Raw genomic sequence first — 518 nt, 5'->3', positions numbered from 1 at the left:
CAGCAAGTCTTGCTTGATGGTGTTGTTACCCGCCGCAGAAAGCAGTGTTGGGAACCAGTCTTCACCCGCAAAAATGTCGTTTAATTTCGTATTTGGTGCAATGTGTCCAGGCCAACGAACCATTGCTGGCACGCGGAAGCCTCCTTCCCAACCAGTGTTTTTCTCACCACGGAAAGGACCAAATGCTGCATCAGGCCAGGTCGCGTTCATCGGGCCGTTATCGGTTGTGTAAATCACGATGGTGTTGTCGGCAACTTTCAGATCATCCAGTTTATCTAGCAACTCACCAACCATGTTGTCGTGCTCTACCATACCATCTGCGTATTCACCGAAACCTGTTGTACGGTTTTCTTCTTTCACATGCGTCCAAATGTGCATGCGTGTTGCGTTGTACCACAAGAAGAACGGCTTGTTCGCTTTAACTTGACGCTCCATGAAATTCATTGCCGCGTCTAGCGTTTCTTGGTCGACCGTTTCCATGCGCTTACTCGTCAAAGGACCTGTGTCTTCAATTTTGC

At 48.8% G+C, this 518-nt stretch carries 1 protein-coding gene; it reads right to left on the bottom strand.

Going from position 1 to position 518, the window contains the following annotated elements; genetic code table 11:
* Window positions 1-518, bottom strand: a 518-nt coding sequence (locus tag R7040_RS29915) for a sulfatase-like hydrolase/transferase (RefSeq protein ID WP_318098115.1), incomplete at both ends; no start/stop codon positions are given.

The organism is Vibrio sp. 1069, assembly GCF_033340555.1.
This window is presented reverse-complemented; position numbering and strand designations above follow the sequence as displayed.